This window comes from Corynebacterium sp. UBA4397 (assembly GCF_002390965.1).
In the GTDB taxonomy this organism is placed as follows: Bacteria; Actinomycetota; Actinomycetes; order Mycobacteriales; family Mycobacteriaceae; genus Corynebacterium; species Corynebacterium flavescens.
On record NZ_DGRD01000028.1, the window covers coordinates 236 to 25,402 of the forward strand.

Consider the following 25,167-nt stretch of genomic DNA (forward strand, 5'->3'; position numbering starts at 1 on the left):
TAGGAGTGATGCATTCACGACTAGAAGCTACCTCAAGAAATTGGCCACTATTTACCGCCAACACAACCCCACACCCACAACACACACCAAAACAAACAAGGAAAAGCTGGCACCAGCGCCTCAAAAGTGGAACAGCAACCGGTAAGCGTCCGTGTTAGGGGCCGGGTATGCCGTAGGCTGGCCAAACATGAGCCATGAATTCGCGGTGGGTGCCTCGGCGGCGCCGCTCACGTGCAGTATCGTCATTCCTTGCTATAATGATGCCGTTTTGTTGAGGCGTTGTTTGGGTAGCGTTCAAAAGCAGACAGTCGCGCCGGCTGAGGTTCTCGTGGTCGATAATGGATCCACTGATGATAGCGAAAGCGCGGCCAAAGAGTTCGGGGCGCGGGTGGTGGAGGAACCTCGCAGGGGGATCACCTGGGCGGTGCACACCGGTTTCAATGCCGCGAGGGGAGACATTTTCCTGCGCACAGACGCCGATACTGTGCTTCGGAGTGACTATGTGGCAAAAAGTATGGAGGCCTGGCGGGAGGTATTGGCTGCGGAGAGTTCGCAGGCTCAGGGCGGGCGTGGCAGTGGCCGCAAGGTTGTAGCGATGACCGGCGCAGCGCGATTTGAGCTCCCAAGCCCGTGGGCGGGATTGCTATCGCGTGTTTATCTAGGGGCCTATCGCCTGACAGCGGGGGCAGCGTTGGGGCACGCGCCCATCTTTGGGACTAACTGCAGTATCAGGCGTAGTTGGTGGCTGTCGGTGAGAGACGGAGTCGACTATAGCGATCCTGTTGTACACGAGGACTTGCATTTGTCTTTTGCCGTCCGCCCTGATGAGACGGTCGCTGTACGCGATGAGATTGGCGTCGAGATGGACCCGCGGGCGTTACGCGGGATAAGGCAGATGGCCAGGCGTTTCTATCGCGGCTTCTATACCATCTTCAGCAATTGGCGGAAGCAATCCCCGCAACAACGTCTGTGGCAGCGCCTTCAGGCTCGTCGCTAGGGTTGTTCATTGCATTAGAGAAGGTGGTTGAACACGCCGGCGGCAACAAGGCTGATTGTCACGGTGGCACCGGTGACGTAGTTCAGCCACAGGAATACGCGCCAGCTCTTATTAGCGTCCTCGCAGTTCTCGTCGGTGATATTCCACCAGCGAGCGGCGTTGATGACGTATCCCAAGGAGAGGATTCCCGGGATAAGAGCAGGAAAGGGGAGCGTGAGAACGATGAGGCTGGCGGCGAGGTAGAAGAATGTGGCCAAACGCGCTGTCAGGCGCGCGCCACAGGCGGTGGCAATGGAGGAGATGCCGGCCTCGTTGTCAGCCTTGACGTCTTGGACCGCGCCGAGGGCGTGGCTGGCTGCACCCCATAGGAAGAAAGCAATGCAGGCCGCGTAGAAGGAGATACCAGGCGCGGTCGGTGCCATGGCGGCGCCCACGAGGGCGGGGGTCACAAAGTGCCCGCTGGAAGTCAAGGAATCCAGGAAGGGCTTCTCCTTGAAACGCAGGCCCTTGAAGGAATAGGCAAGGACAAGGAAGAGCGAAAAGACCAGCCAGAGCCCAGAGGCGAGCGTGCCCATGGCGAGCAGTACAAGGCTCAAGGGAATAACGCTCACTGCCGCGGCCCAGAGGATGGGGCGGTGGAATTCCCGGCCTAATACCGCGCCCTCGACGCCGCCCTTGCGGGGGTTGCGGATGTCGGATTCATAATCGTAGACATCATTAATGCCGTACATCGCGACGTTATAGGGAATGAGGAAGAAGAGGAAGCCCAGGATTAAACGCAGATCGATTGAGCCCCCGCTGATGAGGTAGCCCACGCCGAAGGGGAAGGCTGTGTTGATCCAGCTTATCGGGCGCGAGGAGACAAAAACCGTGCGCGCAATCGCGCTCAGGGAGGGAGTGCGTTCCTGATTCATGAGCGGGTACCTTTCCATAGCGCGCATAGAATGAGCACCACAAAGATGGTGTAAAAGAAGTCCTCGACGGGAACTAGGCCCACCCGGATGCCGAGCTGCTGCTGCGAGCCGTAACCGACAAGCCCGGCGAGAATCATGAGGTTGTCAAAAACCGCTGTGAGGACGAGGAGAACGGCGCCTACCGCCGCAGTCGTTGCCACGGCGTGGGGCAGGCGGCGAGAATAAAGAACCCATATCACAAGGGCGAGCGCCAGGAAGGGCGCGCTGATGAGGAGATAAGTCATTGGGGGGACTCCTGCCGGGAGGAGAAGAGACGTCGAAAAGCACTGATGAGGTTTAGGGTGAGATAGGACAAGAAGAAAAGGAAGATCGGCTCCTCGACGGGGAGCTCGGGGGCGAGTTCGATGCCTGTCATGTACGGTGAACCGCCGCGGAAGAAGGTGCCGGTGGCGATGCCGAGTGCATCCCACACGAGGAAGAGGACGGTGCAGGCAATGCACAGCAGCCAAGCGCGGCGCGCGTCGTGGAAGAAGGTCAGCCGCCAGCGGTGATCGCACAGGAACATGCCGAGCAGAGAAAAGCCGAGGATGAGGAGATAAACCGCCGCCATAGGTCTAGCTCCTACCGTGTAGCGCGGAAGGCTCGAGAGGAGCAGTCGTGGTGTCACCGTGCATGCGCTTGAGCACATTTTCTGCGGAGATCAGACACATGGGCACGCCGACTCCCGGCACGGTGGTGGCGCCGGCATAGTAGAGGTTGTCCACGCGGGCGGAGCGGTTGCTTCCGCGTAGGAACGCGGATTGGCCCAGCGTATGGGCGGGGCCAATCGAGCCGCCGCTCCAGGCGTGGTAACGCTCGGCAAAATCGGCCGGGCCTAAGGTCTTACACACGACGATTCGCTCGGGCAGGTCCGGGATATCGGCCCAGGCGGCAATCTGGGCGATGGCGGCATCAGCGATGGCCTTCACCTGCGGCGACTGCTCCGCGCGATAGGCATCCCCGTGGCCCAGTCCCGGCTCGGCCGGGGTGGGAACCAGCACGAAGAGGTTCTCGTGGCCCGCGGGGGAAACTGCGGCATCGCTCGCAGAGGTCTTCGATACGTAAATGGAGCGCGAGGCCTTGAGCGGGCGGGTGGGCTCCGGCCCGGAGTAGACGGCGCGGAAATCCGGGTCCCAATCCTGAGAAAAGAGCAGCGTATGGTGTGCGAGCTGGGGCAGCTCACCGCGCACGCCGAGCAAGAGTAACACCGTGCCAAGGCCGGGATCGCGTCGCGCGAAATATTCCTCGGGGTAGGAGCGTAGCTCGGGGGGAAGCAATTCGGTTTCGGTGTGGTGGAGGTCGGCTGCGGAGACCACGGCATCGGCAAGCAGCGTCTGCGGGCCTTGCGGGCCAAGGACCTGCACCCCGGTGGCGCGGGTGGGCTCCCGGTCGCCGCCCGCGGTGAGGATCGCGGTGACTTCCTGGCCTAGGAGGAAGTCGACGCCGGCGTCGCGGGCCTGGCGGGCGATGGCCTCGACTACCGCAGCGAAACCACCGCGCGGGTAGCGCACGCCCTCGACGAGATCGGTGTGGCTCATCAGTGAGTAGAGCGCGGGGGTGTGCTGCGGCTGGCTCGAGAGGAAAACCGCGGGGTAGGAGAGAATCTGACGCGCGAGGCGGGAGCGAAACTGCGAGGAGACGTAGCTATCGAGGCTACGGGTCAGCAGTTGTGCCAGGGTGCCCAGGCGGCGGCGAACCGCAGCACCGGCCAGCTCCCGCGGGTCGGAGAAAGTGGTGTATAAAAAGCGCGCCAGCGCCAGGTTATATGCATCCGTGGCGCGGTTGAGATACTCGCGCACGCGGGCCCCGCCGCCCTCCTCGAGGCTTTCGAAGAGCGTCGCTACCTCATCGATGCCGGTTTCGACGTCAACGGCACTACCATTATCGCTGTAGACGCGATAAGCCGGGCTAAGGTCTACCAGCTCGACTTCTTGGTCGGTGGTGGTTCCGCAGAGCTCGAAGAAGTGGTCGAAGGCCTCCGGCATGAGGTACCAGGACGGGCCCGTGTCCCAACGGAAGCCGCCCTCGCTGTAGGTTCCGGCGCGTCCCCCCACCTCTGGTTGCTTGTCGACGACCGTTACCCGTTTGCCATCGCGCGCCAGCAGGGCGGCTGTGGCTAGCCCGGCCACCCCGGCACCGATGACCACGACGGATTCCGGCTGCCTAGAGGAATCGGATCTACTAGAAGGATGGGTGCGTGAGGAAAGCAGACGGGTGAGCCGGTTGTTCAATAAAGCCATGGTGTAATCAGCTACCTATTTCTGGGGTTGGGGTGAGAAGCCGGGGAAAAAAGAATGAAAGAGAGCCGGGACAATGAGCAAGGCTTTATGTGCTGCGGGCACGCGCACGCGGCGGAGGGAGATTTCAGCCGCCGGCACTTCTGCTAGACGCTCGGCGAGTTCACTAAAGAGCTCGGTGGCGAGGTTGACTCCGACACGGGCGCGCAGCGGCAGGTAGCCGGTAGCGGCGCGTGCGACGGCCAGGTCAGAACGGATATCGGCGATGAGAGCCTCTTTGTTCTCCTCATCCAATTCCTGTGTGGCCAGGCGCGGAAAATAGCTGCGGCCGAGGATCTCGCGGTCCTCGGCCAAGTCCCGTAGAAAGTTGATCTTTTGGAAGGCTGCTCCGAGTCTTTGCGCGCCATCCTCTAGGAAGGCCCGGCGCCCGGGCCGCAGCTTCTTGCCCGCTAGAAAAGCATCGAGGCAAAGCAGACCAATGACCTCGGCGGAGCCGTAGACATAGGCGGCGAAGTCATCCTCGGCGTAGGTGTCCTGCGTGAGATCGCGGCGCATGGAAGAGAAGAAAGCGCGCATGTGCTCGTCGCGGAAGCCGCAGCGCCGGGCCGAAATTGCATAGGCGTGGAGGACGGGATCGGCGTGGAAGCGCAGACGTGGTGCGGCGAGGACCGCCTGTTCATAAGAATCGAGGTATTCGGCAACCTGGGATCGCTTCAGACCGGCGGCACCTGCTGTGCCGTCAACTATCTCATCGGCGATGCGGACCACGGCGTAGAGGCTGCGAATATCCTGGCGCACTTGCCCGCCGAGCAGCCGGGTGGCCAGAGAAAAACTGGAGGAGTAGCGGGCGATGATGCGTGACGTGGCCGCGAGGGCGGCGGCGTCGTAGCGCGCGAGGTAGCCCGCATCCGCAGCTGAGGCTTCCTTGTCTCCTGCGTTCTTAAACAAGGCCCACCACCATCTTCTCGATGTCATCCGCCACCCCGCGCAAGCCGCTGCGCACGTCGCTCGGGATGGGGGCGGCGTCAATTTCCTTGCGGGCTATGGTCAGCTCGCCGCGCACGGCGCTAAGTACATTTGCGGTGGCCTCCTCGACGCTTAAGCCGCGAGCAAGCTGGGCGGTGAGCAGGGTTGCGCGCCCCGCCTCGACATCGCTGGCGGCCTTGCCGGAGAGCCCGGTGGTGCTGGCCCCGAGGAGATCGTCTCCTGCCTGGTAGGCCTTTCCCAGATGAATGCCGATGCTGGAAAAAGCCTCCGGATCGCGGCCAGCGGCCGCTGCTCCTAGGCACAACGGCAAGACGAAGCTGTACCAGCTTGTCTTGAGGTGGTTACTGCGGGCGATATGCGCGATGTGGGTCTCGTGGAGGGCGTTGTGTTCGACGTCGAAAAGCTCGCCGATGATGGTCTGCGCGCTGATGGTGCCAAACATTCCCACGGCCTGCCGGAGCAGGTTAGGGGAGAGGTCCGCCTCCGCGAGGATTTGATAGACATAAGACATCGCGAGGTCTCCGATGAGCAGTCCGAGGCTCGTGCCGTCAATCCTGGGGCGCGAGGCTCCCCGCGCGCGCAGTGCCTCGATGGCAAGAGCATGGACCGTAGGCTCCCCGCGACGTAGCAGATCCTCATCGATGATGTCATCGTGGATAAGGAAAGCCGAATGGAGGAGATCTACGCAGGCGCCAAAAACACAGGCAGCGCGGGTCGCCGGCTGCCCTGCCGCGAGATGGACAAGGCGGCAGCGAACGTGTTTGCCCCCAGTCGCCAGCGCAGTGAGGGTGTCGTGCAAGTATTCGAGCAGGTGGACGTCGAGGTGCTGCGTGGCGCAGCGGTGAGCGGCGAGCTGATCGTGGAGAAATCCCTCCAAGTAGGTGACTGATTCTTGGGTGCAGTTATTGAGAAAACCTTCGGGAGAATCTGCGGGCTTTACTGTGCGTGCGCTTTCCCCCAAACGGAATGCTGTTGCTTCGGGCTTGTCCATGGGGGCGTGTCTTCCTCTAGAAATTGCGGATAGACCAATTCGCACCGAGTGTAGTCCATCGGCCACAGGGTTCGTGTGGCCCCCTGGTGCTGACAAATGTCACTGATTGATCCGCCGGTGCGAGGCGTGTCGCGCTGGCAAGTAAGGTAGAAGAGCACATCACTACTTCTGAGGAGATCTCCCCATGACTGCAGCCGCGGCCCGCGCCGTCGAACTGTTCAAACAATACGGCCAGGGCGATACCGCCGTGACCGCTTTGGATCACATCAACGTCGAGTTTGCCAAGAACCACTTCACCGCCATCATGGGCCCTTCGGGTTCGGGCAAGTCCACCCTGATGCACACTATGGCGGGCCTCGACTCGGCCACGAGTGGCTCGGCCTTCATCGGGGACACGGACATGTCGCAGCTGGGGGACAAGCAAATCACGGCCTTGCGCCGCGACCGCCTGGGGTTTATCTTCCAATCCTTCAACCTCGTTCCCACGCTTACGGCGGCAGAAAACATCACCCTACCCACTGATATCGCCGGCAAGAAGCTGGACAAGCAGTGGTACACGGAGGTCACTGAGCGCCTTGGCCTGGCGGATCGTCTCACGCACCGTCCCGCTGAGCTCTCGGGTGGCCAGCAGCAGCGCGTGGCGTGTGCTCGCGCTTTGGTCTCGCGTCCGGAGATCATCTTCGGCGATGAGCCCACAGGAAACCTGGATTCCAATTCCTCCGCCGAGGTGCTCGCTATCCTGCGCAACGCCGTCGACCGCGATAACCAGACCGTCGTTATTGTCACCCACGACGCCAAGGCGGCCAGCTACGCCGACCGCGTGGTATTCCTCGCGGATGGCAAGTTGGTCAATGAGCTGCACAATCCAACTATGGAAGCCATCCACAAGGTGATGGCGGAGATTGAGAGCTAATGGCAGCCAATAACACCATGCGCAAAGTTTCCCTGCGCAATATCATGGCACATAAACTGCGCCTAGCCCTCACACTTCTCGCTGTGGTGCTGGGAACCTCTTTCATCGCCGGTTCCTTCATGTTCACCAACTCGCTTTCCTCGACCTTTGATGCTGCGGTATCCAATGCTTTCAGCGATGTCGATGCGGCGGTCAACGGAGATAGCCTCAACGAGGAGATTCGCACCCAGCTGGCGCAGGATTCCGAGATAGCGAACGTCAACGCGGAATCTACCCAGACCGTAGTCGTGGCCAATAAGGACGCAGAGGCTTTCCAGACGAGGGGAGGCTCGGCCTCACTCAATCCCTATTATCCAGCAGAGGAGGTGGTGGGCAAGCCCGCCGAGATAGTTGAGGGCGCTGCCCCGCAGGGCACGGGGGAGGTCATTGTCAATGACTCCGCTGCGGAGAAATTCGGCATCAACGTCGGCGATGAGATCATCGTTGTCCACCCCGATCATCGCGAGAGCGTCACCGTGAGCGGACTCTTCAAGCCCTCCGTCGAGCAGGGTGAGGCGTTGCTGCTGGAGATGGATGCCCCGGCCTTCATCGAGTTATACGGCAACCCGGAGCAGCTGGTGGTCTCCGCCGCGGAAGGGGTGAGTCCCGAGGAATTGGTGGATCACATCAATGTCACCTACCCAACCCTGAGCGCCGAATCGGGGGAGAAGGTGGCGAAACAAATCTCCGATGCCATCAGTTCCGCCTTGAAGTTTGTTAACTACTTCCTCATTGCATTCGGCCTCATCGCCCTGCTCGTGGGCACTTTCATTATTGCCAATACTTTCTCCATGATCGTGGCCCAGCGCACCAAGGAGTTCGCGTTGCTGCGCGCGCTGGGCGCCTCACGTGGGCAGATCACGCGTTCTGTCGTATTCGAGGCCGCAATCATCGGCGTTATCGGCTCAGCAGTCGGTGTCGTAGCCGGCATCGGTCTGGTCGCCATCATCAAGGCAGTGCTCAACGGGCAGGGCATGCCCATGGGCTCCTCGCTGGGGCTGTCGACCTCCGCGGTCGTCGTGCCCATCGTCCTCGGCACCGTGGTCACCGTCATCTCCGCCTGGGCGCCGGCGCGCCGGGCGGGTGCGGTCAAGCCCGTCGAGGCCATGCGCACCACGGAACAGGCTGCGGGTTCCCCGCTGAAGGTGCGCACCATTATTGGCGTTCTCTTGCTTGCCGTGGGCGCGGGCCTTGCCGTTGCCTGCACCTTGATGGACGGCTCCACTGGGCGGCTTGCCAGCCTGGTGGGAGTGGGTGCCTTGGCCGTCATCGTTGGCTTCTTCCTGGCCTCCCCGGCCCTGTCCCTGGGTATCGTTCCTGGCCTGGGGCGGGTTATTGGTGCGCCTTTTGGCGCCGTCGGCAAGCTTGCCTCGACCAACTCCCGCCGCAACCCGCGGCGCACGGCAACCACCGCCTTCGCGCTGACCTTGGGTGTGGCGTTGGTGACTGCCATTGGCATGCTCGGGGCGACCATGAAGTCCTCCGTGGCCGATACCCTGGAGTCCAATATCACCGCTGACTATATTCTTAGCGGCCCTACCAGCGGTAACTTTCCCACGCCGGCGCAAACTGCGCAGGTAGCAGCGGATACGCCCGGTGTCACCGAGGTGCTGCAGCTCTCCATAGCCTCAGCCACCGTGGACGGGGCATCGTCGATGGATTACGGCCCTGAGCTGCAGAAGTCCTACGTGGTCGACAACAACCCGAGCAACATGATCTCCTTCGACATGGCGGAGGGAAGCGCCGACTTTGACGAGGGCTTCCTCGCCACCACCGACTTCGCCGCCGCCCATGGCTGGAAGGTGGGCCAATCCTATCCACTCGCGGTCGACGGCCAGCCGGTGGGCGAGATTGAGCTCAAGGGCATCTTTGCGCCCAACCGGATAGTGGAGAACATGGTCATCGCCAGCCCTCAGATCCCCGCTGGCATCCAAACCGTCTACATGGTGGGCGTCAACGGCACCGGAGATGATCTGCGCGAGAACCTCGAGAATTCCGTCAAGGACCTCGTCGTGGTCCAAGTGATGTCCAGCGAGGACTTCGCCGGTGAGGCCGCGGCCATGATCAACCAGATGCTCGCCATTCTCTATGGCCTTCTTGCACTGGCGGTCATCATCGCGATCCTGGGCATCGTCAATACGCTGACGCTCGGTGTCATCGAGCGGCGCCAAGAGATTGGCATGCTGCGTGCCGTGGGTACGCAGCGCCGCCAGATCCGCACCATGATCACCCTGGAGGCAGTCGGAATAGCCATCTTCGGCGCCCTTTCCGGCGTCATCATTGGCTTGGGTCTGGGCTGGGCGTTTATCGACGTCTTGGGAGGCGTCGGCCTCGACACCGTCACCGTGCCCTGGGACCTTATCGTCATCATGCTGCTGGGCTCTGGCCTCGTTGGCATCGTTGCAGCCCTCTGGCCCTCCCACCGTGCGGCCAAGACGCCACCGCTGGAGGCGATTGCCGCCTAAAAGGCAATCCACGTCGCGCCCAACCAGGCCACGGCTATGCCGAGCCCGAGGGACCAAAAGAGGTACTGGATGAAGGCCCAGTACCTCTTTTCTTTGACCATCTCACCCAGCTCCTTGGCAAAAGTCGACCACGTTGATAAGCCGCCGGCAAAACCAACGATGCAGAGGGGGGAGATGATCTCCTCGCCCGCGCCCAGGCTCAGTGCCCCATAGGCTAGGCCGATGGCGAGGGAGCCGACGAGGTTGGCGGCAAAAGTACATATGGGGGAGGGCAGAATCCGGGTGAATCCATAGCGCAGCACGCCGCCTGCGAAGGCGCCCAGCGCCACATAAAGGAGTGCAGAAAGCGTCATCGCAGCTTGTCTCCCAGCAAATATGCGCCGACGCAGCCAATGACGGTGGCGGCGACATAGCCCGCGGCCGCTGCGGCCGAGGCCTCTCCGGTGAGGAAAGCGAAAGTGGCGAAACTGGTAAACCCGCCCAAAAATCCCGTTCCCCAGAAGGGGCCGGGCTTCCAGTAGCCCATCGCCGCGCTGCCAAGGACATTGATGAGCAGTAGCGGAAGCATTCCGCCGGCTAGGGCCCAGGAGACAGCAAAACGGGCGAGGGCACCGAGTGCGGCGCCGCAACCGACGACGAGGGCTTGAGGCATGGCTTCAGGCTACTCGGAAGGAAGCAGGATTGGACCTTTTAACGCTCTACCCCCGTGCAGGGGCTTGCACCTGCTGCGAAGACCCGCATTTGCGGGCAAGCTAGGGGAGGAAGAATAACTTCTGCTCGCGGCGGAGCGTGCTCGACTCGCAGTGGCCTCGTTGCGCTTGATTTAAGGAGAATGATTCCACATGTCCCATCCCTGCGCTGGTACGCCAGCACAACCCCAGGATCTCGTCGACATCGCCGCCCTCGTCACGGCCTATTACACCCGCATCCCTGATGTCGATGTGCCCGAGCAATGCGTGGCCTTTGGCACCTCTGGCCACCGCGGATCTGCTTTTGATTCTGCCTTCAACGAGCAGCATATTCTCGCCATCACCCAGGCCATTGTGGATTATCGCCGCGGGCAGGACATCACCGGTGCGTTGTTCATCGGCCGCGATACGCACGCCCTTTCTGAGCCGGCCATGGTCTCCGCGCTCGAGGTCTTCCTGGCCAATGGGATAGAGGTCCTCGTCGATGATCGCGGACGCTATACGCCCACTCCGACCGTCTCCCACGCCATTTTGACCCACCCCGGCACCGACGGAATCGTGGTCACGCCCTCCCATAACCCGCCGCGTGACGGCGGCTTCAAGTACAACCCGCCAACTGGCGGGCCCGCCGATACTTCCGCCACCGATTGGATTGCCGAGCGCGCGAATGAGTATCTGCGCGCTGGGCTGGCTGGAGTGCAACGTGTGAGCGTCACCGGCGTGCTCGATGAGCGCTGCCTGCGGCATAACTTCCTCGAGTCCTACGTGGAAGACCTGAAGTCCGTGGTGGACATGGATGCGATCGCCGCCTCTGGCCTAAAGATCGGCGCTGACCCGATGGGCGGTGCTTCCGTGGATTACTGGGCGGCCATCGCCGATCATTATGGGCTGGATATGACCGTGGTCAATCCACTGGTCGATTCCACCTTCCGGTTTATGACGCTCGATACCGATGGCAAGATCCGCATGGACTGCTCCTCGCCGGACGCCATGGCTTCGCTCATTGCTAACCGCGATAAATACGATCTCGCCACCGGCAATGATGCTGACTCTGACCGCCACGGCATTGTCACCCCGGATGCTGGGCTGATGAACCCCAACCACTACTTGGCCGTTGCCATTGAGTACCTCTTTAGCCACCGCCCGCAGTGGGGAAATGCAGGCGTAGGCAAGACGTTGGTGTCCTCCTCGATGATCGATCGCGTCGTCGCCAAGCTCGGGCGGACCTTGGTCGAGGTTCCCGTTGGCTTCAAGTGGTTTGTGCCCGGGCTTAGTGACGGCACTTTGGGATTCGGCGGCGAAGAATCCGCCGGCGCCTCCTTCCTGCGCCGAGAAGGCGGGGTGTGGACCACTGACAAGGATGGCCTCATCATGGACCTGCTCGCGGCGGAGATAACCGCAGTCACCGGCAAGACGCCCTCGCAGCTCTACACCGGCCTGACCGCCGAGTTTGGCAATCCGGCCTATGCGCGCACCGACGCCCCCGCCACCCGCGAGCAGAAGGCAATCCTAAAAGAGCTTTCCCCCGAGCAGGTCACCGCGACCGAGCTGGCNNGGGCTGAAGGTCATGACGGAGAACTCCTGGTTCGCCGCTCGTCCTTCGGGCACGGAGGAGAAGTACAAGATTTATGCAGAATCTTTCCTAGGTGAGCAACATCTCAAGCAGGTTCAGCAGGAAGCACGCGATCTCGTTTCCCACGCCCTCAAAGTTGAGGGTTAAACTATTTTGCGTGACTAAAAAGATTGATAAGAAGCTCGTCCTTGACATCATCAGTGCCATAGCGCGCTTCTACATGGCCTATATCTGGATCAAGGCCGGCGCCGCCAAGATAGGTGAGCACATGTCGGTGACCCAGTCCATCAAGGCCTATGAGATTTTCACGCCAGAATGGTCCAACTACCTGGCTTTTCTCATCGGCCCTCTGGAACTCATCGGCGGCGTGCTTCTCCTATTGGGGATCTTCTTGCGTCAGTCTGCGGTCATCGGCACCATTGTCTTGGGCCTGTTCATGGTGGGCATCGGGCAGGCCTGGGCGCGCGGACTGGGCATCGATTGTGGCTGCTTTAGCGTGGACCCCAACGAGAACGCGCAAGTCATGAATTACATGACAACCTTGGCACGTGACACGTTTTACATTGTGCTGATGGTGTGGACTATCAAGCGTCCTTTCGCCAAGTTTGCCCTGCATCCCTAAAACGGAAACCTGTAGGCTTAATTAGTCAGAATAGATACTCATTTTGCGCCGCGGGCAGCACTGCTTGTTAGCCCTCCGGTGCATAGAAGCTTAGGAAGACAATGAGCAAAGTAACCGACCCTAACGCCAAAAACAGCAACGGATTCATCTGGGCTGTGGGCGTCCTTCTGGTCATCATCGCAATCGTGATCGGCTACATCGTGTGGAATGGCCGCGGCGCCAAGACCTCCGCACTGGCAGAGTACGAGCAGCGGGATGTCGCAATGGACATGGTGTTCGCGGATAATGCCGTCACCTTGAAGTCCGCCAACGCTGCAGCAGATGCCGCCGAAGTTGACCTCTACGAGGACTTCTCCTGCCCGCACTGCGGCGAGCTGGCTATCGCCACCGACGGTCAGATGAAGGATGCCATCGAGGCAGGCAAACTCGTGGTCAACGTTCGCACGCTGAACTTCTTGGACGGCAAGGACATTGAGAACAATTCCGGCCACTCCACCAAGGCGGCCGCCGTCATGGAGCAGGTCGCGGAGTCTGGGGATGCGAAGGTCTACTGGAACCTGCGTTCTTACCTGCTTGAGCAACAGCAGGACGTTGCGAACCAGTGGTCCTTTGAGGACTTCGGCAACGCCGCCAAGGAGCTCGGCGCGGACGCGGATACCGTGAAGAATATTAAGGACGTCGACATCAAGAACGGAAATAAGCTGGCCAAGGCCAACTACGACCTCTTGGAAAAGACCACCGGCAAGGTTTCTTCACCCCGCATCATCGAAGACGGCAAGGACGTGCCCGCCGATGACAGCCAGTCCATCGAGGATTGGGTCTCCATCGTCACCTCCTAAACCGTGTTCTAGCACGCGATTTGTTTCTACAAAATGGAACCATATATAGTTAAGCCCGTTGCAAACGAAAGAATGTGGCGAGCTTAATGGGGCTATGGCGCAGCTGGTAGCGCACCACACTGGCAGTGTGGGGGTCAGGGGTTCGAATCCCCTTAGCTCCACCATTATGAAGTCTCGAGACATCGTTCATAAAACGGTGCTCGAGACTTTTGCGATCCGTGGGGGTTGCGTGGTTCCTACTCGGCATCTACGCCGTGTTCACGCCCTGAGGGGCCCAATCGGGAGCACCCTATTTACCGTGGACCTGGGGGTGGTAGGCCTTTTGGTGCTCGCACTGGGCTATATGACAGCCTAGATGGCTAGGATTCTCGGGAGTGGGAACGTGGATCCGGGATCAGCTGGAATCAGTCGGCGATGCCGGACCTCGAAGCGGGGCTCGTATGGTTGCACCATGACTTCCGCTCGCCAGTACGATTGCACTAGTACTAAGCCCCGCTCGTGACCCTCGATGCAGAGGCTGCGGGAGAATCCGAGCAACCGGTAACCGGTGACTAGGGCGCAGGCCTCTTCCAGTATTTCCCGCACCAAGGTCTCTTCGGGTTGTTCGTTTCCCTCGGGGCGAGCCGCAGGTAAACCCCAGTGATCGCCTTCGTGGCTGATGAGAACCAACTCTCCGGGGTGGGTCAGGCAAACGCCGGCGGCCCCGTGGGTTTCTCGGTGCTGTGATGCCAGGACACAACCCAGTCTTGGCCGTTTGAGTGGGTGCGCATATTCTCACCATCACGCAGGGGCGTTAAACGCTTCACGGCGATCCTCTCCTTGGTACCCGGCCACGCTGATAACTCTAGCTTGGATGCGGGCGGATTCTGGATGTAGATGAGTGCGTCCAGTCGCCGCGGCAGAGAGCGAGGCAGAGTCGTACTGCGCGTGGGTATCCTCGTCGGGAATAGGAGCTGCTTACATTGAGCAGCAGCGTTGGCCAATAGATGGGTGAGGAATGAAAGCATGGGAATGGAACAGGTAGTTGTTTTCATCCACGGGCTCGGAGACACCACTGATGCGTGGACGCACCGGGCCGCGTGAAAGGTAGTTTGGGTGTCGAGGATTTCGCGCTTGCCGAAGCCGCTGAAGGCATCCTTGCAGACCTCGACCGGCTTGAGATTGGGGCCGCGCATTTTTGCGGCCTTTCGCTGGGAGCGATGCTTGCGTTCGAGATCGCGGTCGAGCATCCCGAGCGAACGATTAGGCTCACATTGGCGGCCGGACAAGTGAAACCACCTAGGGTGCTGATGAAGATCCAAAGGGCGTTTATGCGCCTGCTGCCGGCGAGGATGATCTCGTCGGCAGGCGTCAGCAAGTCCCAGCTCATCGCGGTCGTGGATGCAGTTTCTCATACCGACTTCTCGAGTAAGCTCGCGTTGATCGCAGCTCCCACGCTGGTGATCTGCGGTTCTAAGGACTGGGCAAGTATTCCAGCGGCTCGGGCACTTGCGAGCGGTAGCCGCGATTCCGAGTTGCGCATTATCGACGGCGGCGGGCACCTAGCTAACACCCAGACACCAGAGCTATTTTCCTCCGTTCTCAACGACTTCTTGTTAAGAAAGTCTTTAGGCCGCTAGCGTTGTCATTCCGATAAAGCTTATGGTGGCGACCACGAGCGTAGCTTGCGCTGCCAGAATGAAGGGCCGCAGGCCGACCGTGATGAGGCTGCGGATCTTGACTCCGCAGCCCAAGCCAAACATTGCTGCTGCTAAGAGCCAGGTTTGGGCAAACTGGCCTAGGTCAAGCACGAATTCGGGCACGGGGAGGAGAGAGCGCAGAGCCACAAGGGCGAGAAAGCCGATGATGAAGGGTGGCACAAGCGGAGGGAGTTTGGCTTCCGGTTTGTTGCTAGCGGGATCGGCTGATTTTGCGGCGGCACGTTGTTGTTGGCGCTGATGAATGCTCAAGATCAATGCCACCGGAGCAAGGAGCAAGACGCGGGCCAGTTTGATGACTACGGCGGTGCTCAGGGCGCTTCCACCGATGATGCCGCCCACGGCTACCACCTGGGCGATCTCGTGAATGGAACCTCCGGCCCACTTGCCGGCGGTTTCTGGATCTAGGCCGAAGGCGGTGGAGAGAAGCGGGATAAGCGGAATCATCAGCGTGCCGAAGATGACCACGAGAGCGACGGCGGTTACGGTATCTTCTTCCTTCTTATCCTCCGGATCTGTGACCCCGGCGACTCCGGCCACGGCGGCGGCGCCGCAGATAGAGAAGCCGCAGGCGATAAGCAGGCTGAGCTGGGACCTGACACGAAGAAGCCTGCCAAGCAAGAGGGTGCTGGCGATGCCGCCGGTGACGATGCAGACCACCACGAGCAGCGTTGGCGCGCCGAGGGCCAGGATGTCGGAAAGCACCAGCTGGAGCCCGAGGAAGACGATGCCCAGGCGCAGGAGCTTCTTGGCCGCGAAGTCGATCCCGGGGGCTAGAGACTGCGGCAGCGTTGTGACGTTGGTGAGAAGAATGCCGAGGATTATCGCAATGAGCAGCGCGCTGACTCCGGGGATAAGGCGGGAGGCTTCGTAGGATACTGCGGCGGCGGCGAAGGACACAGCAACTCCAGGTAGTAGTGCGCGTTGCTTGTCGACGAGGCGGAAAGAATTCATGCATCTAGCTTGCGCGTCGATGTCGGGGGAGGGGAAGTACGGGGAGCCGCGTAGGCTACAAGTAAAGCTTGTGGTTGAGCGCATCGCGGTGGAGTGCTGAAGTCAGGAAGCAGAAGAACAAGAAGCAGCACAATCCGTAGAAGTAGTAATAAACAAAGACAGGAGAGGAGCATGCAGGATCTGGATCTGGCGGCACTGCGCGCGCTCACCCTGGTAGGCCAGGAGCACAGCATCTCGGCGGCGAGCGCTTCGTTGGGGCTGAGCCAGCAGGCGGTGTCGCTGCGGATTCGGCGGCTCGAGAAGGAGATGGGGGTGCGTTTGCTGCAGCGCTCGGCGAGGGGCTCTCTGCCTACCGCAGCGGGGGAGCTCGTCATTGGCTGGGCGCGTCCAGTTCTCGCCGCTGCGGAGAGCTTTCATGCCTCGGCGGTCAACCTGCGCAATGACTCAGGAAGCAAGGTACGGGTGGAAGCCAGCCTGACTATTGCGGAGCACCTCATGCCGCAATGGATAGCGCAATGGCGCGAGAAGGTGGGTGGGGCAGGGCCCGTCATCCAGCTCAAAGCAGAAAATAGCAGCAAGGTCATCGAGGCGGTTCGCGCAGGTGCGGCGGATATTGGTTACATCGAAACCCCTGTGGTGCCGGCAGATCTATCCTCCCTGCCGGTGGCGCATGACACCATCGAGGTCGTGGTGGCGAGGAAACATCCCTGGGCACAGAAGAGGGGAGTGGCCCTTCAGGAGCTGGCGCGGACCCCGTTGGTGCTGCGGGAGCTGGGCAGCGGAACCCGCGAGGCTTTTGAGCACGCTCTGGCTGATGCAGGCTATCCGCGCAGCGCAGAACCGGCGGCGGTGCTGGAAACCACGCTTGGGGTAAGGAGCGCGATTATCAGCGGGCTAGCCCCTGGTCCTTTGAGCTCCTTGGCGGTTGCACAAGATATTGAGGCTGGCCGGCTGTGTAGGGTCCAGGTAACCGGTCTATCGATCCAGCGCCCGCTGACTGTCATCTGGGCAGGCAAGCGCCTTCCCCGGCACGTTCGGCCCCTGTTTGAAGGTTCCCTGCCGCGGGTTTGAGGAGACTAAGGCTGAGAAGGCTTACATCCAACCGATGTCATCGCGCTCATACTCCGCGCGGCGGAAGGCGAGGAGCTTGGTGAGCAGCGCGCGGGGCAGGGGCTTGTCATAGTCCAAGCTGAGGGCGCTTTTGCCGGTCTTATACTCGGCCAGCAGTTCCGCGCAGGCCTGCATGGTGCTGGGCGTGAAGTAGACGTTGAAGTGCTTCTTGAATCCCGCAAAGGTCACCAAAATAGTCTCTGTTGAGTAGGCGGGGGAGCTCCACTTGATTTCTTCTTGGGCCTTGGGCAGTTCCTCCCTAATCAAAGCCCGCAGTTCGCTCAGACGTGCCGCGTGGGCCTCAGGGAACTTTTCTAGGTAGCTATCGACCGTTGACATCAACGCGCCTTCCTTTCCGGGGGAGATGATTCAATACAGTACAGGCGCAGCTGCGCTATCTTGGCGGTCTTGGAAGTGCTGGCAAAGCGGAACACGAGGCTGAAATCAAGGCGCTTGTCACCGGCGCGCAGGACTCCATCGCAGGAGGCGAGCCGCCCGTGGGTGATGACGGAGTAGAGCTCCATACTCTCAGGAGAAAAGGGCAGCCGCAGGAATTCCTCCACCGAGGACGCGCCCGCGTGCTTGCTGCCTGCCACGGATAGAGCGGCGCCTTCGACGAGCCCAGCGCGCACCATCGCGGCATTGCCCTGAGCCCAGCTCACGGCGAATTCGGAGACGATGCCGATGCGCGGCGCATTGCCGCAATCGGTAGGAAGGTTGATGTCCATAGGTATCAGGGGATTTCGATAAGTTGGGGATTAAGGTTGAGGCCCAGTTGTTTGGTCATGGCGTTGAACTCCGATAATGGGTGCGCCGGGGACTCAGTGACCAGGGTGAGCAGCCGGCCCGAGCCGGGGATGACAAAGGGGGCGAAGTCAGCGACAACGTCATCGGCTGGGTCAAAAAGCCGGAGGTCTGGGGCGAGTTCCTGCAGGGCCGGGGCCAACCAAGGAAGGTGCGTGCTGGAGAGGGTCATGCCGGCAAGGTTGGGATACTGGGTGCGCAAGGCGTGCAGGAAGTCCTCGAGTGGATGGCGGATTCTCGCCTTATCTAAGAAGGCGCCAGACTCGACGAGTCCGATGAGCTCTTCGGCGGCCACCGAGACTACTCGGGCAGCGTCGGGCCCGGCCTCGGCTGAGATGAGCGCACGCAGGGCAGTGCTTTCCACCATGACGCGGGCGCCGGCGATGGCGAGAAAGGAGTCTTCGCCAAGCAGGTCTAAGCCCGCGCGAATCGGGGGAGTGATACCAAAGATGGGAATGCCGAAGCGGGGCCGTAGCTCGTCGAGTACGGTGACGCTGGGCGCGTTGGAGGCCAGCACGATGGCGCTAGCGCCGTGCACCACGAGGGTCTGGCATGCGCGAGCGACCGAATGCAGGAGGTCTGGCACGGACTTGGCGCCGTAGGGGAAACTGGCGCGATCAGCTAAATAGATGATGTCCTGCGTGGGATAGGCCGCGCGCAGCCGGCGCACTAGGTCGAAGCTGCCCAGCCCCGCGTCGAACACTGCCACCGGGTGGGCGAGAGCCGGGATATATGTCATAAGGGGTATCTTCTTCCGGTGAGCAGGTAGCGGTTTAGGCCAGATTATGCGCCTGCAGCCACTGCCGGGCGATGTCGGCGCTGGAGCGCTGGTCCACGGTGGATTGCACGTTGAGTGCCACGAGGTCTTCGGCGCTTAACTGGGCGCTGACGGCGTTGAGCACGGGCGCGACCTCCTCGGAGACCGAGGATGAGACCAACGGCACCACCTGGGAAGCGAGGAAGAGGTTCTTCGGATCCTTTAGAGTGACGAGGTTATCGGTGCTGATGCGCGGATCGGCGCTGAAGACATTGGCCACGTTGACGGTGCCTGCCACCAGATCCGGAACGGTAGTATCGCCCGTGGCCTCGAAAGTGCTGTCCACGCCGTAGACATCCTTGAGCCCTGTGGGGCCATAGGGGCGTTGCTCCAGTTCGGCGGGCCCGCCCAAGGTGATCGGAACGTCGAGACCTGCAAGATCCTCGAGGGAGGAGAGTCCATGCTCGGCGGCGAAATCCGCAGTGACGTTATAGGAATCCTGATCCGTTGCCTGCGCCGGGTCTAGCGCGCGCAGCGAATCCGGCAACGCTCCCTGCAGCGCCGCGGTCACTTCCTCGGGTGACTTGGCCTGCGTCTGCGGGTCGAGGTACTGCAGGAGGTTGCCCGTGTACTCGGGGAAGACCTCAACCTCACCGCTTTCCAAGGCAGGCATGTAGGCATCACGTTGGCCAATGTTGAGCTTGCGCTCCACCTTGTGGCCGTCAGCCTCCAGCGCCTGGGCGTAGATCTCGGCGAGGATCTCGTTGGAGTAGTAGGCCTGAGAGCCCACGACGATGGTGTCGGGGTCTTGGCCGGAGGCGCCTTCGTCCGTGGCGAGAGGATCTGAGGAGGTGCCACAGGCAGACAGGCTTAGGGCGAGGGCGCCAAGCGCGGCGACGATTGCAGTGCGGGAGCTAAGTGAATTGAGACGCATGGGGATGTTGCCTTTCTAAGTGGAGGTCGAAGCTCCAAGCGGGTCGAAAAACCTGCTCAGACCTTTGTTCAGCCCGGCGAAGATGAAGTCGAGGGCTAGGGCTAGGACGACGATGAGGAGCGAGGCCCCGAGGATCTGTGCATAATCTCGCAGCTGGATGCCTTGGATAATGTAGAAGCCCAGCCCCCAATTGCTGATGTAGCCGGCGATGGTGACGGTGGCAACCACCTGCAGCAACGCGGAGCGTATGGCGCCTAAGAGGATGGGCAGGGAGAGCGGGACTTCGACGCGAAAGAGCACCTGCCACTGACTCATCCCGATGGCGGAGGCGGCGTCCCTCGTGGCGGCGGGAACGCCCTCGATACCTGAGTAGGCACCGGCGAGGATCGGGGCGAGCGCCAGCAGCACCAGCGCCGTGACGGTGGCCGCCTCCTTGTGCGTTACGCCCAACAGAACTACGAGGAGCAGGAGTAGACCAAAGGAGGGGATAGCGCGGCTGGCGCCAGTAAGCGCGATGACGAGGTCACGCCCTAGTCCGGTGTGGCCGATGAACCAGCCAGTGGGAATAGCGATGAGGGCGGCAATGAGCAGCGCGGCGAAGCTAAACCCCAGGTGGGTGGCAATGGCCTGGCCCAGCGGCAGCGCGCCACCAGCGCGTTCGGGGGAGAAGATCCAGGCTAAGGCCTCGGAAAAGAGATTCATGCGCGCGCCGCCTTCCGCTGGACAACTTGCCACGGCATGAGAGCCCGCCCAGCCAGGAGCAGGACGCGATCAAGCACCACCGCGATGAGGGCAACGGCGAGGACGCCGCTGAGAATCTCGGCGGTGATCTGGCGTTGATAGCCGTTGGTGAAGAGGTACCCCAGGTTGCTCACGCCGATGAGCACACCCACGGTGGCCAGCGACACCGTGGACATCGCCGTCACCCGCAGCCCGGCCAAAATCACCGGGCCCGCCAAGGGTAGCTCCACCTTCCAGAACCTGCCCCAGCCGCTGTAGCCCACCGCCGTAGCGGCAGAGCGCGTCTGCGGGGACACCGAGCCGAAGGCGTCGGCGGCGAATTGCGTCATCGTGGCCACGGCATAGATGGTCAGCGCAATGCTCAGATTGGTCTCCGAAAGGAAGCTAATGCCCAAAAGCGGCGGGAGCAGCGCGAAGAGTGCCAGGGAGGGGATGACATAGAGAATCCCCGTCAAGGCTAACAGCGCCGAACGGGTGCGCGCGTAGCGGAATGCCACCCAGCCGATGGGAACGGAAATAATCACCCCTAGGAGAATCGGCACGAGGCACTGGCGCAGGTGCTGCACCGAAAGACTGAACACCAGCGGGTAGTTCTCACTGAGCCAATTCACTCGCCCACCCCGGTCTCCCTAGCCGCATCCGCTTCTGCGGCCTTGATGAGGCGGCCTTGAGGGCGCCCAGCGCCGTCGACAAGCACGGTGCCCTTCTCGGTCTCGCGGGAATAAAGCGCGCGCGAACCACGCTTGAGGCCTACGAAGTCAGCCACAAAATCACTGGCGGGGGAGGCCAGAATCTGCGCGGGGGAGCCGACCTGGGCAATCTGGCCTTCGGCCTGCAGGATGACAATTTGGTCGCCGAGGCGAAAAGCCTCGTCGATGTCGTGGGTGACAAAGACGATGGTCTTGCGCAGATCACGCTGGAGACGCGCCACCTCATCCTGCAATTCGCTACGGACGATGGGATCGACCGCGCCGAAGGGCTCATCCATCAACAAGATATTTGGGTCCGCTGCCAAGGCCCTGGCCACGCCCACGCGCTGCTGCTGCCCGCCGGAGAGCTGCCCCGGATAACGCCCCGCAAGGGCGGGGTCAAGGCCCACGGCCGCCATCATCTCCTCACCGCGCTGCCGGGCCTCGTGCTTGGCGACGCCGCCCAGCCGCAGCACGCACGCCACATTGTCGATGACCCGCAGATGCGGCAAGAGCCCGGCGTTTTGCAGCACGTAGCCGATGCCACGGCGCAGGCGCACGGGGTCTTTCTCGCGGATGTTCTCCCCATCAATGGTGACCTGCCCGCTACTGGGCTCCACCATGCGGTTAATCATTCGCAGCAGCGTGGTCTTTCCGCAGCCGGAAGATCCGACAAAAACTGTGGTCTGGTGTGCGGGAATCTGGAGGGAAAAATCACGCACCGCCACAGCCTCGCCGGGGTATTCCTTGCTGACGTCCAAGAATTCAATCATGGCGAGACTCCTTTCCGCCTGCGGGTGTGCAGTCCCCGCTTGGCATCGCGGTTGAGGCGTCTGCCCCAAGCGCTAAGTCCCCCACCGTAGCCGAGGATCCATCTCGTGTGGTGGAGGTCATCTAATTGTTGAGGCGAATCAAGCATGGCTGCGTTAGGATTTTCGCAGATTAGTTGCTTTGTCGAAGATGACGAGGAGTCCTCGTGGGTAAAAAACATCGGCTTCTGACTCCGCCCGAGAGGCTTGAGGAGATGCAGCGCTTCGCACCGGCCGCTTATGCGTTCCCACCAGCATTTCTCAACGCCTTGCAGTTAGAAGTGCCGCCTGATCTTGAGCCCTGGTACTTCACAGCGACGGCCGAGTCACGTCAACTCTTTCATTCTCGCGTCTTGCGCGAGCAGTTTGCATTTCGAGTATTGGTTCCATTCGCCGAGATGGATGGGACTGATGATGTGTTCTGTTTTGATGGGGCGGATGTATCCGGCGATCCGGCGGTGTTGGTGATCCATACTTTTTGTGATCCGGGGTGGGAGTATCGCGGGCATTGGCCAAGTTATGCGGCGTGGTTTGAGCGTGCGGAGCAACTGCATGAGCTCTTTGCTGCTGATGATGACCGTTATTTGGAGTGGGATGTACCGTTGTTTGATGAGGCGTGGAAGGCCGCCCCACCGCGTCGCCGCAGGTGGTGGAGGTGGCCACGAGCGAGGTAGGCAAACCCTCAGCAAGGCTTGTCAAGGACAAAGAGTGGTGGAAAAGGGGCGCACAGATGGGTGGTTTTCCAACGTCGGGTGGTGTGGTTGAATACCGCGGCAAGATTTATGTGACGCGCTCAGGTGGCGCAGGATTTGTCAGGTTAGTGATTTCAGCCGGTGAAGGTGCCGCCGATTTTCCTGACGGCATCAAGTTTGGCAATACCGACGGTATTCGGTGGGTCAATATTGCTTGCTCTTCTCTCACCCGCCGGCTGTTTCGGGAGGTAGACGGTCTGTGGCGAGGTGCGAAAGTCAGTGTGGGACGCATGCTTCTCACGGGCTGGGATATGGGAAAGGTGAACTTGGCCTACGCCGGACCATCTCCGGAACAGGCCTTGGCTCTGGGATTCAAAGGGGATCAGTACATGGGGTGGTATGCGGCTGCGGACCCCGCCGAGGTGGAAATTATGAGTGTGACCGTTACTGAGCGCCCTTTGAGCGCATGATGCACCTTCCCTAGATGCTTCACTGCTCAGGTGGGAAAACCTATCCGAGCAACCCGCCCATCTTCTTCGCCAGCATCCGCGTGGCGAACTTCGGGTTGAGTCGCGAGAGTTTGTCCAGCATGGCCGCATCGCTGCCGATGGTGGCGCGAAACTTCTCCTTTTCAATCGCGGTGACGATGACTTCCGCGGCCTCTTGGGGGCTGGTGGTCTTCTGCTGCGGGGCATCGCTGGACTCGTCCATGGCAGCCAGGCCGGAATTGACGGCGATGTCGGTGGCAATGGAACCGGGGTAGATAATGCCGACGGATACCTTCGTATCTAGCAGCTCTGCATAGAGGGCCTCCGTGAGCAGCGCGACTGCTGCCTTGGATGCGCCATAAACCGCCTGGCCAGGAACCGGGGTATATGCGCCCATGCTCGCAACATTGATGATGCTGGCTTGCGGCCGAGTGAGGAGAGTGGGCAGGAAGGCCTTGCAGGTATTGATCGTGCCCCAGAAGTTCACGTTCATGACCTTCTCAATTTCGGAGTAGGGAAGATCAACTACGCGCACAAATTGCTGAATGACGCCGGCGATATTGATGAGGCCATCAATCTGCCCATGCTTTTCGACGACCTGTGCAGGCAAGGCGGCCACGGCCTCACGGTCGGTGATGTTGACCTCGTGCTGGCTAAACCGTGCACCGGCACCGGCTTGCTCAGCGGTTTCGGCCAGACCGGCCGCGTTGAGGTCGACGCCGGCTACGAGCGCACCCTTGGAAAGAAGGAGGAGTGTTACTGCGCGTCCGATGCCGTTTCCGGCACCGGTTACCACTATGGTTTTGCCTGAAATGTCCACGAGAGGATCCCTTTCTAATATGGGGAGGATCACGGTTGGGTGGAATGTATCCACAGATCACAATACCGGCGTTGCTGGATAAAAGGGACAGAAAGAGATCATGATTGCAGCGATGGAGCGCAGGCAGGTATTGCTCTATGCGCTCAGTATTGCCTTCGGCGTGCTGCTCGGTTTGGGGCTTCCGGGCTTGGCGGGTTTCTTGGAGCATGCCATCACGCCGGTGCTTATGGCGTTGCTTTATGCCACGTTTCTCGCCATCCCCTTTTCGCAGGTCCTTAAGGCCCTGTGGGATTGGCGCTTCCTCGGCTTGATCCTCGCTCTGAATTTCGTGGCGGGCCCAGTGGTGGTCTGGCTGGTGACAAGGCCGCTGGCTGCGGAGCAATCTCTCTTGGTCGGCGCCCTTTTCGTATTGCTCTGTCCGTGCGTGGACTACGTCATCGTCTTTGCCGGACTGGCCGGCGGCGATACGAAACGCCTGCTCAGCGTCACACCGGTTCTCATGGGAGCGCAGATGTTGCTCTTGCCTTTCTACCTATAGCTTTTCGCCGGGCCCAGTGTGGTGGGGGCGGTAGAGTTTGGGCCTTTCCTCGAGGCTTTCCTCCTCTTTATTGTGGTTCCGCTCGCTGCGGCAATCGCGACTCAGGCCGTGGCGCGGCGTTCAGCTGCGGCCCGCGGTTGGGAGAGCGGCGTCGCCGCAGCAATGGTTCCGCTGATGATGGCCACGCTTGCCGTGGTGGTTGCCTCCCAGATAGCGCAGGTGAGTATGCAGGTGCGCCGCTTGTGGATCGTGGTGCCGGTCTTTGTGGCCTTTGCTCTTATCATGCTGGCAGCCGCTCTCGTTTGTGCCCGTGTTGTGCGGATGGACGCGGCAGGCACCCGTGCGCTGGCCTTTAGCGCCGTCACCCGCAATTCCCTCGTAGTCTTGCCCCTTGTCCTTGCTCTGCCAGCGCAGTTCGCGCTGGCTCCGCTCGTGGTGGTGACACAGACGCTGGTGGAGCTTGTCCTCATGGTCATCTTGGTGCGCATGCTGCCGCGCTGGGTGAGGCAAGCATGTTAAATCCAACTCTCAAACCGGTTCTTCTGGGTTTTTGAGTGCATGGTGGGAGTGGCAGATAAGAAGCGAGTCTCCCGTAATCGAAGCCGACGCCGTGCCCTACCTGCGATAGGGTGCGGAAAGTAGCCGTTGGGCTTGGTGTCCTAACGGCTTGTGTGTGGTGGCTGCCAGACTATTGTTCCGCCTTGGCGGGCAAGGCGCCCGTGGCGTGGTGGCGCATTCGGATCATCCTCGTTGACACCATTGTGGTAGTTGCACAAGGTCACCAGGTTCGCAATGTTGGTCTCCCCGCCGTGACTCCACGGCGTGAGAT

Annotated in this window: 29 protein-coding genes, 1 tRNA gene and 2 pseudogenes; 13 read left to right on the plus strand and 19 right to left on the minus strand. The window is 61.0% G+C overall.

The features are described from left to right. Window positions 1-187: 187 nt before the first annotated feature. Window positions 188-997, plus strand: a complete 810-nt coding sequence (locus B2696_RS06220; protein WP_286954505.1) for a glycosyltransferase family 2 protein — start codon at window positions 188-190, stop codon at window positions 995-997. Between the two features lie 14 nt (window positions 998-1,011). Here the strand turns inward: B2696_RS06220 and B2696_RS06225 are convergent, their stop codons facing one another. From B2696_RS06225 to B2696_RS06250, 6 genes are read right to left on the minus strand one after another with little or no spacing between them, the layout of a single operon-like run. Beyond that, entirely contained in the window at window positions 1,012-1,911 is a 900-nt protein-coding gene (locus B2696_RS06225) for a prenyltransferase (protein WP_276622935.1), read from the minus strand. Next, the gene (locus B2696_RS06230; RefSeq protein WP_075730475.1) at window positions 1,908-2,195 is read right to left on the minus strand and encodes a lycopene cyclase domain-containing protein; all 288 of its coding nucleotides are present in this window, start codon (window positions 2,193-2,195) and stop codon (window positions 1,908-1,910) included. The genes B2696_RS06225 and B2696_RS06230 overlap by 4 nt, the downstream gene beginning before the upstream one ends. Beyond that, window positions 2,192-2,521 carry a lycopene cyclase domain-containing protein gene (locus B2696_RS06235; protein ID WP_075730474.1) on the minus strand — a complete coding sequence of 110 codons (330 nt, stop codon included), beginning with the start codon at window positions 2,519-2,521 and terminating at the stop codon, window positions 2,192-2,194. Before B2696_RS06235 ends, B2696_RS06230 begins: the two co-directional genes overlap by 4 nt. Window positions 2,522-2,525: 4 nt before the next feature. Next, the gene (gene crtI, locus B2696_RS06240; protein ID WP_286954509.1) at window positions 2,526-4,190 is read right to left on the minus strand and encodes a phytoene desaturase family protein; all 1,665 of its coding nucleotides are present in this window, start codon (window positions 4,188-4,190) and stop codon (window positions 2,526-2,528) included. Between the two features lie 15 nt (window positions 4,191-4,205). Next, the gene (locus B2696_RS06245; protein WP_286954511.1) at window positions 4,206-5,135 is read right to left on the minus strand and encodes a phytoene/squalene synthase family protein; all 930 of its coding nucleotides are present in this window, start codon (window positions 5,133-5,135) and stop codon (window positions 4,206-4,208) included. Continuing rightward, window positions 5,128-6,165: a polyprenyl synthetase family protein gene (locus tag B2696_RS06250; RefSeq protein ID WP_286954513.1), complete on the minus strand. Its 1,038-nt coding sequence runs from the start codon at window positions 6,163-6,165 to the stop codon at window positions 5,128-5,130. Before B2696_RS06250 ends, B2696_RS06245 begins: the two co-directional genes overlap by 8 nt. A gap of 184 nt (window positions 6,166-6,349) precedes the next feature. On the opposite strand from B2696_RS06250, the gene B2696_RS06255 reads away from it, so the two are divergent. Both B2696_RS06255 and B2696_RS06260 read left to right on the plus strand, forming a co-directional pair. Next, complete coding sequence (locus B2696_RS06255; protein WP_075730470.1) at window positions 6,350-7,078, plus strand: ABC transporter ATP-binding protein; 729 nt, start codon at window positions 6,350-6,352, stop codon at window positions 7,076-7,078. Further along, entirely contained in the window at window positions 7,078-9,582 is a 2,505-nt protein-coding gene (locus B2696_RS06260) for an ABC transporter permease (RefSeq protein WP_286954515.1), read from the plus strand. Before B2696_RS06255 ends, B2696_RS06260 begins: the two co-directional genes overlap by 1 nt. Here the strand turns inward: B2696_RS06260 and B2696_RS06265 are convergent. Beyond that, window positions 9,579-9,935, minus strand: coding sequence for a fluoride efflux transporter FluC (locus tag B2696_RS06265; protein WP_075730468.1), 357 nt, complete (start codon window positions 9,933-9,935; stop codon window positions 9,579-9,581). The two genes, B2696_RS06260 and B2696_RS06265, sit on opposite strands and share 4 nt — an antisense overlap. Further along, on the minus strand, window positions 9,932-10,234 hold the full coding sequence (locus tag B2696_RS06270; RefSeq protein WP_286954518.1) for a fluoride efflux transporter family protein: 303 nt from the start codon (window positions 10,232-10,234) through the stop codon (window positions 9,932-9,934). The genes B2696_RS06265 and B2696_RS06270 overlap by 4 nt, the downstream gene beginning before the upstream one ends. 190 nt (window positions 10,235-10,424) lie before the next feature. On the opposite strand from B2696_RS06270, the pseudogene pgm reads away from it, so the two are divergent. The 4 genes and pseudogenes from pgm (at window position 10,425) to B2696_RS06290 (ending at window position 13,469) form a co-directional block, all read left to right on the plus strand. Then, a pseudogene (gene pgm / locus B2696_RS06275) lies at window positions 10,425-11,991 on the plus strand (phosphoglucomutase (alpha-D-glucose-1,6-bisphosphate-dependent)). A gap of 10 nt (window positions 11,992-12,001) precedes the next feature. Then, complete coding sequence (locus B2696_RS06280; RefSeq protein ID WP_075730465.1) at window positions 12,002-12,466, plus strand: MauE/DoxX family redox-associated membrane protein; 465 nt, start codon at window positions 12,002-12,004, stop codon at window positions 12,464-12,466. A gap of 101 nt (window positions 12,467-12,567) precedes the next feature. Then, complete coding sequence (locus tag B2696_RS06285; protein WP_286954520.1) at window positions 12,568-13,305, plus strand: DsbA family protein; 738 nt, start codon at window positions 12,568-12,570, stop codon at window positions 13,303-13,305. Between the two features lie 88 nt (window positions 13,306-13,393). Further along, a tRNA-Ala gene (locus B2696_RS06290) sits at window positions 13,394-13,469 on the plus strand. A 187-nt stretch (window positions 13,470-13,656) separates the two neighbouring features. On the opposite strand, the gene B2696_RS11565 is transcribed toward B2696_RS06290, so the two are convergent. After that, window positions 13,657-14,049: an NUDIX hydrolase gene (locus B2696_RS11565; protein WP_414646592.1), complete on the minus strand. Its 393-nt coding sequence runs from the start codon at window positions 14,047-14,049 to the stop codon at window positions 13,657-13,659. Between the two features lie 317 nt (window positions 14,050-14,366). Between B2696_RS11565 and B2696_RS06295 the strand changes: the two genes are divergently transcribed. After that, window positions 14,367-14,924 carry an alpha/beta fold hydrolase gene (locus B2696_RS06295; protein WP_286954521.1) on the plus strand — a complete coding sequence of 186 codons (558 nt, stop codon included), beginning with the start codon at window positions 14,367-14,369 and terminating at the stop codon, window positions 14,922-14,924. On the opposite strand, the gene B2696_RS06300 is transcribed toward B2696_RS06295, so the two are convergent. Next, a complete protein-coding gene (locus B2696_RS06300; protein ID WP_276622943.1) occupies window positions 14,913-15,956 on the minus strand; it encodes a YeiH family protein in 1,044 nt (347 codons plus the stop codon). The two genes, B2696_RS06295 and B2696_RS06300, sit on opposite strands and share 12 nt — an antisense overlap. Before the next feature lie 171 nt (window positions 15,957-16,127). Between B2696_RS06300 and B2696_RS06305 the strand changes: the two genes are divergently transcribed. Beyond that, entirely contained in the window at window positions 16,128-17,027 is a 900-nt protein-coding gene (locus B2696_RS06305) for a LysR family transcriptional regulator (RefSeq protein ID WP_276622944.1), read from the plus strand. 21 nt (window positions 17,028-17,048) lie between these two features. Here B2696_RS06305 and B2696_RS06310 read toward each other — a convergent pair whose 3' ends face one another. From B2696_RS06310 to B2696_RS06340, 7 genes are read right to left on the minus strand one after another with little or no spacing between them, the layout of a single operon-like run. Beyond that, a complete protein-coding gene (locus B2696_RS06310; RefSeq protein ID WP_075730459.1) occupies window positions 17,049-17,405 on the minus strand; it encodes an iron chaperone in 357 nt (118 codons plus the stop codon). Further along, window positions 17,405-17,794, minus strand: coding sequence for a hypothetical protein (locus B2696_RS06315; RefSeq protein WP_276622945.1), 390 nt, complete (start codon window positions 17,792-17,794; stop codon window positions 17,405-17,407). Before B2696_RS06315 ends, B2696_RS06310 begins: the two co-directional genes overlap by 1 nt. Before the next feature lie 5 nt (window positions 17,795-17,799). Further along, complete coding sequence (locus B2696_RS06320; protein WP_276622946.1) at window positions 17,800-18,609, minus strand: glutamate racemase; 810 nt, start codon at window positions 18,607-18,609, stop codon at window positions 17,800-17,802. Window positions 18,610-18,643: 34 nt separating this feature from the next. Further along, window positions 18,644-19,561, minus strand: a complete 918-nt coding sequence (locus tag B2696_RS06325) for an ABC transporter substrate-binding protein (RefSeq protein WP_286954525.1) — start codon at window positions 19,559-19,561, stop codon at window positions 18,644-18,646. A 15-nt stretch (window positions 19,562-19,576) separates the two neighbouring features. Next, entirely contained in the window at window positions 19,577-20,263 is a 687-nt protein-coding gene (locus tag B2696_RS06330) for an ABC transporter permease (RefSeq protein WP_286954526.1), read from the minus strand. Continuing rightward, window positions 20,260-20,913 (minus strand): ABC transporter permease, encoded by a 654-nt coding sequence (locus tag B2696_RS06335; protein WP_286954528.1) that lies wholly within the window; start codon window positions 20,911-20,913, stop codon window positions 20,260-20,262. The genes B2696_RS06330 and B2696_RS06335 overlap by 4 nt, the downstream gene beginning before the upstream one ends. Further along, window positions 20,910-21,764 carry an ABC transporter ATP-binding protein gene (locus tag B2696_RS06340; protein WP_075730453.1) on the minus strand — a complete coding sequence of 285 codons (855 nt, stop codon included), beginning with the start codon at window positions 21,762-21,764 and terminating at the stop codon, window positions 20,910-20,912. The genes B2696_RS06335 and B2696_RS06340 overlap by 4 nt, the downstream gene beginning before the upstream one ends. 203 nt (window positions 21,765-21,967) lie before the next feature. Between B2696_RS06340 and B2696_RS06345 the strand changes: the two genes are divergently transcribed. Further along, window positions 21,968-22,474, plus strand: coding sequence for a hypothetical protein (locus tag B2696_RS06345; protein ID WP_286954531.1), 507 nt, complete (start codon window positions 21,968-21,970; stop codon window positions 22,472-22,474). Between the two features lie 146 nt (window positions 22,475-22,620). Then, on the plus strand, window positions 22,621-22,962 hold the full coding sequence (locus B2696_RS06350) for a hypothetical protein (protein WP_286954533.1): 342 nt from the start codon (window positions 22,621-22,623) through the stop codon (window positions 22,960-22,962). A gap of 40 nt (window positions 22,963-23,002) precedes the next feature. Here the strand turns inward: B2696_RS06350 and B2696_RS06355 are convergent, their stop codons facing one another. Beyond that, complete coding sequence (locus B2696_RS06355) at window positions 23,003-23,800, minus strand: SDR family oxidoreductase (protein ID WP_312955513.1); 798 nt, start codon at window positions 23,798-23,800, stop codon at window positions 23,003-23,005. A gap of 100 nt (window positions 23,801-23,900) precedes the next feature. On the opposite strand from B2696_RS06355, the gene B2696_RS11475 reads away from it, so the two are divergent. Both B2696_RS11475 and B2696_RS11480 read left to right on the plus strand, forming a co-directional pair. Further along, a complete protein-coding gene (locus tag B2696_RS11475; RefSeq protein WP_312955510.1) occupies window positions 23,901-24,338 on the plus strand; it encodes a bile acid:sodium symporter in 438 nt (145 codons plus the stop codon). A gap of 18 nt (window positions 24,339-24,356) precedes the next feature. After that, window positions 24,357-24,857 (plus strand): arsenite efflux pump, encoded by a 501-nt coding sequence (locus B2696_RS11480; RefSeq protein WP_349679252.1) that lies wholly within the window; start codon window positions 24,357-24,359, stop codon window positions 24,855-24,857. Between the two features lie 140 nt (window positions 24,858-24,997). On the opposite strand, the pseudogene B2696_RS06365 reads toward B2696_RS11480, so the two are convergent. Continuing rightward, window positions 24,998-25,167 (minus strand): annotated as a pseudogene (locus B2696_RS06365) (HNH endonuclease); the annotation flags it as partial.

Excerpts from the sequence above, each read along its gene's own strand:
- B2696_RS06220 (WP_286954505.1), top strand. The coding sequence starts at position 188 with ATGAGCCATGAATTCGCGGTGGGTGCCTCGGCGGCGCCGCTCACGTGC.
- B2696_RS06225 (WP_276622935.1), bottom strand. The coding sequence starts at position 1,911 with ATGAATCAGGAACGCACTCCCTCCCTGAGCGCGATTGCGCGCACGGTT.
- B2696_RS06230 (WP_075730475.1), bottom strand. The coding sequence starts at position 2,195 with ATGACTTATCTCCTCATCAGCGCGCCCTTCCTGGCGCTCGCCCTTGTG.
- B2696_RS06235 (WP_075730474.1), bottom strand. The coding sequence starts at position 2,521 with ATGGCGGCGGTTTATCTCCTCATCCTCGGCTTTTCTCTGCTCGGCATG.
- crtI (WP_286954509.1), bottom strand. The coding sequence starts at position 4,190 with ATGGCTTTATTGAACAACCGGCTCACCCGTCTGCTTTCCTCACGCACC.
- B2696_RS06250 (WP_286954513.1), bottom strand. The coding sequence starts at position 6,165 with ATGGACAAGCCCGAAGCAACAGCATTCCGTTTGGGGGAAAGCGCACGC.
- B2696_RS06255 (WP_075730470.1), top strand. The coding sequence starts at position 6,350 with ATGACTGCAGCCGCGGCCCGCGCCGTCGAACTGTTCAAACAATACGGC.
- B2696_RS06260 (WP_286954515.1), top strand. The coding sequence starts at position 7,078 with ATGGCAGCCAATAACACCATGCGCAAAGTTTCCCTGCGCAATATCATG.
- B2696_RS06265 (WP_075730468.1), bottom strand. The coding sequence starts at position 9,935 with ATGACGCTTTCTGCACTCCTTTATGTGGCGCTGGGCGCCTTCGCAGGC.
- B2696_RS06270 (WP_286954518.1), bottom strand. The coding sequence starts at position 10,234 with ATGCCTCAAGCCCTCGTCGTCGGTTGCGGCGCCGCACTCGGTGCCCTC.
- B2696_RS06285 (WP_286954520.1), top strand. The coding sequence starts at position 12,568 with ATGAGCAAAGTAACCGACCCTAACGCCAAAAACAGCAACGGATTCATC.
- B2696_RS06300 (WP_276622943.1), bottom strand. The coding sequence starts at position 15,956 with ATGAATTCTTTCCGCCTCGTCGACAAGCAACGCGCACTACTACCTGGA.
- B2696_RS06305 (WP_276622944.1), top strand. The coding sequence starts at position 16,128 with ATGCAGGATCTGGATCTGGCGGCACTGCGCGCGCTCACCCTGGTAGGC.
- B2696_RS06310 (WP_075730459.1), bottom strand. The coding sequence starts at position 17,405 with ATGTCAACGGTCGATAGCTACCTAGAAAAGTTCCCTGAGGCCCACGCG.
- B2696_RS06315 (WP_276622945.1), bottom strand. The coding sequence starts at position 17,794 with ATGGACATCAACCTTCCTACCGATTGCGGCAATGCGCCGCGCATCGGC.
- B2696_RS06320 (WP_276622946.1), bottom strand. The coding sequence starts at position 18,609 with ATGACATATATCCCGGCTCTCGCCCACCCGGTGGCAGTGTTCGACGCG.
- B2696_RS06325 (WP_286954525.1), bottom strand. The coding sequence starts at position 19,561 with ATGCGTCTCAATTCACTTAGCTCCCGCACTGCAATCGTCGCCGCGCTT.
- B2696_RS06330 (WP_286954526.1), bottom strand. The coding sequence starts at position 20,263 with ATGAATCTCTTTTCCGAGGCCTTAGCCTGGATCTTCTCCCCCGAACGC.
- B2696_RS06340 (WP_075730453.1), bottom strand. The coding sequence starts at position 21,764 with ATGATTGAATTCTTGGACGTCAGCAAGGAATACCCCGGCGAGGCTGTG.
- B2696_RS11475 (WP_312955510.1), top strand. The coding sequence starts at position 23,901 with ATGATTGCAGCGATGGAGCGCAGGCAGGTATTGCTCTATGCGCTCAGT.